Origin of the sequence: Pseudomonas tremae, assembly GCF_001401155.1 — a bacterium.
Lineage (GTDB): Bacteria > Pseudomonadota > Gammaproteobacteria > Pseudomonadales > Pseudomonadaceae > Aquipseudomonas > Aquipseudomonas tremae.
Window position 1 is genome coordinate 1 of the sequence record NZ_LJRO01000500.1, and the last position, 3,303, is coordinate 3,303.

The window sequence follows — 3,303 nt, forward strand, 5'->3', positions numbered from 1 at the left end:
GGCAATTAGTATTGGTTAGCTCAACGCCTCACAGCGCTTACACACCCAACCTATCAACGTCGTAGTCTTCGACGGCCCTTCAGGGAACTCAAGGTTCCAGTGAGATCTCATCTTGAGGCAAGTTTCCCGCTTAGATGCTTTCAGCGGTTATCTTTTCCGAACATAGCTACCCGGCAATGCCACTGGCGTGACAACCGGAACACCAGAGGTTCGTCCACTCCGGTCCTCTCGTACTAGGAGCAGCCCCTCTCAAATCTCAAACGTCCACGGCAGATAGGGACCGAACTGTCTCACGACGTTCTAAACCCAGCTCGCGTACCACTTTAAATGGCGAACAGCCATACCCTTGGGACCGGCTTCAGCCCCAGGATGTGATGAGCCGACATCGAGGTGCCAAACACCGCCGTCGATATGAACTCTTGGGCGGTATCAGCCTGTTATCCCCGGAGTACCTTTTATCCGTTGAGCGATGGCCCTTCCATACAGAACCACCGGATCACTAAGACCTACTTTCGTACCTGCTCGACGTGTCTGTCTCGCAGTCAAGCGCGCTTTTGCCTTTATACTCTACGACCGATTTCCGACCGGTCTGAGCGCACCTTCGTACTCCTCCGTTACTCTTTAGGAGGAGACCGCCCCAGTCAAACTACCCACCATACACTGTCCTCGATCCGGATAACGGACCTGAGTTAGAACCTCAAAGTTGCCAGGGTGGTATTTCAAGGTTGGCTCCACGCGAACTGGCGTCCACGCTTCAAAGCCTCCCACCTATCCTACACAAGCAAATTCAAAGTCCAGTGCAAAGCTATAGTAAAGGTTCACGGGGTCTTTCCGTCTAGCCGCGGATACACTGCATCTTCACAGCGATTTCAATTTCACTGAGTCTCGGGTGGAGACAGCGCCGCCATCGTTACGCCATTCGTGCAGGTCGGAACTTACCCGACAAGGAATTTCGCTACCTTAGGACCGTTATAGTTACGGCCGCCGTTTACCGGGGCTTCGATCAAGAGCTTCGCTTGCGCTAACCCCATCAATTAACCTTCCGGCACCGGGCAGGCGTCACACCCTATACGTCCACTTTCGTGTTTGCAGAGTGCTGTGTTTTTAATAAACAGTCGCAGCGGCCTGGTATCTTCGACCGGCGTGGGCTTACGCAGTAAATGCTTCACCCTCACCGGCGCACCTTCTCCCGAAGTTACGGTGCCATTTTGCCTAGTTCCTTCACCCGAGTTCTCTCAAGCGCCTTGGTATTCTCTACCCAACCACCTGTGTCGGTTTGGGGTACGGTTCCTGGTTACCTGAAGCTTAGAAGCTTTTCTTGGAAGCATGGCATCAACCACTTCGTGTTCTAAAAGAACACTCGTCATCAGCTCTCGGCCTTAAGATCCCGGATTTACCTAAGATCTCAGCCTACCACCTTAAACCTGGACAACCAACGCCAGGCTGGCCTAGCCTTCTCCGTCCCTCCATCGCAATAACCAGAAGTACAGGAATATTAACCTGTTTTCCATCGACTACGCTTTTCAGCCTCGCCTTAGGGACCGACTAACCCTGCGTCGATTAACGTTGCGCAGGAAACCTTGGTCTTTCGGCGTGGGTGTTTTTCACACCCATTGTCGTTACTCATGTCAGCATTCGCACTTCTGATACCTCCAGCAAGCTTCTCAACTCACCTTCACAGGCTTACAGAACGCTCCTCTACCGCATCATCAAAAGATGATACCCGTAGCTTCGGTGCATGGTTTGAGCCCCGTTACATCTTCCGCGCAGGCCGACTCGACTAGTGAGCTATTACGCTTTCTTTAAAGGGTGGCTGCTTCTAAGCCAACCTCCTAGCTGTCTAAGCCTTCCCACATCGTTTCCCACTTAACCATGACTTTGGGACCTTAGCTGACGGTCTGGGTTGTTTCCCTTTTCACGACGGACGTTAGCACCCGCCGTGTGTCTCCCATGCTCGGCACTTGTAGGTATTCGGAGTTTGCATCGGTTTGGTAAGTCGGGATGACCCCCTAGCCGAAACAGTGCTCTACCCCCTACAGTGATACATGAGGCGCTACCTAAATAGCTTTCGAGGAGAACCAGCTATCTCCGAGCTTGATTAGCCTTTCACTCCGATCCACAGGTCATCCGCTAACTTTTCAACGGTAGTCGGTTCGGTCCTCCAGTTAGTGTTACCCAACCTTCAACCTGCCCATGGATAGATCGCCCGGTTTCGGGTCTATTCCCAGCGACTAGACGCCCTATTAAGACTCGCTTTCGCTACGCCTCCCCTATTCGGTTAAGCTCGCCACTGAAAATAAGTCGCTGACCCATTATACAAAAGGTACGCAGTCACCCAACAATGTGGGCTCCCACTGCTTGTACGCATACGGTTTCAGGATCTATTTCACTCCGCTCTCCGCGGTTCTTTTCGCCTTTCCCTCACGGTACTGGTTCACTATCGGTCAGTCAGTAGTATTTAGCCTTGGAGGATGGTCCCCCCATATTCAGACAAGGTTTCTCGTGCCCCGTCCTACTCGATTTCATTGCAAAGGGATTTTCGCGTACAGGGCTATCACCCACTATGGCCACCCTTTCCAGAGTGTTCCGCTAATCTCAATGCAACTTAAGGGCTGGTCCCCGTTCGCTCGCCACTACTAAGGGAATCTCGGTTGATTTCTTTTCCTCAGGGTACTTAGATGTTTCAGTTCCCCTGGTTCGCCTCTTACGCCTATGTATTCAGCGTAAGATAACCATCTTATGATGGCTGGGTTCCCCCATTCAGACATCTCCGGATCACAGTCTGTTTGCCGACTCCCCGAAGCTTTTCGCAGGCTACCACGTCTTTCATCGCCTCTGACTGCCAAGGCATCCACCGTATGCGCTTCTTCACTTGACCATATAACCCCAAGCAATCTGGTTATACTGTGAAGACGACATTCGCCGAAAGTTTGCATTTCACAAACTTTACCTTAGCCCGGACACGCACCAGTGAAAGAGGTGCCCGGTCTATATTTCTTTCTATCACATACCCAAATTTTTAAAGAACGATCTAATCAAAGACTAGAAATCAACATTCACGCACCCTTCAATCACCGGGGTGGAATGCTCATTTCTAAGCTTTCAAACAGAAGCAGTAAGTGGTGGAGCCAAGCGGGATCGAACCGCTGACCTCCTGCGTGCAAGGCAGGCGCTCTCCCAGCTGAGCTATGGCCCCGTATTTCTACAGGCGTTTCCCACACAAAATTGGTGGGTCTGGGCAGATTCGAACTGCCGACCTCACCCTTATCAGGGGTGCGCTCTAACCAACTGAGCTACAGACCC

The 3,303-nt window shown here is 51.8% G+C and carries 2 tRNA genes and 1 rRNA gene; all 3 read right to left on the minus strand.

The annotated features are described in order from the left end of the window. Nucleotides 1-2,878 (minus strand): 23S ribosomal RNA (locus tag ALO43_RS27435); the annotation flags it as partial. Nucleotides 2,879-3,120: 242 nt separating this feature from the next. After that, a tRNA-Ala gene (locus ALO43_RS27440) sits at nt 3,121-3,196 on the minus strand. 30 nt (nt 3,197-3,226) lie between these two features. Next, nucleotides 3,227-3,303, minus strand: a tRNA-Ile gene (locus tag ALO43_RS27445).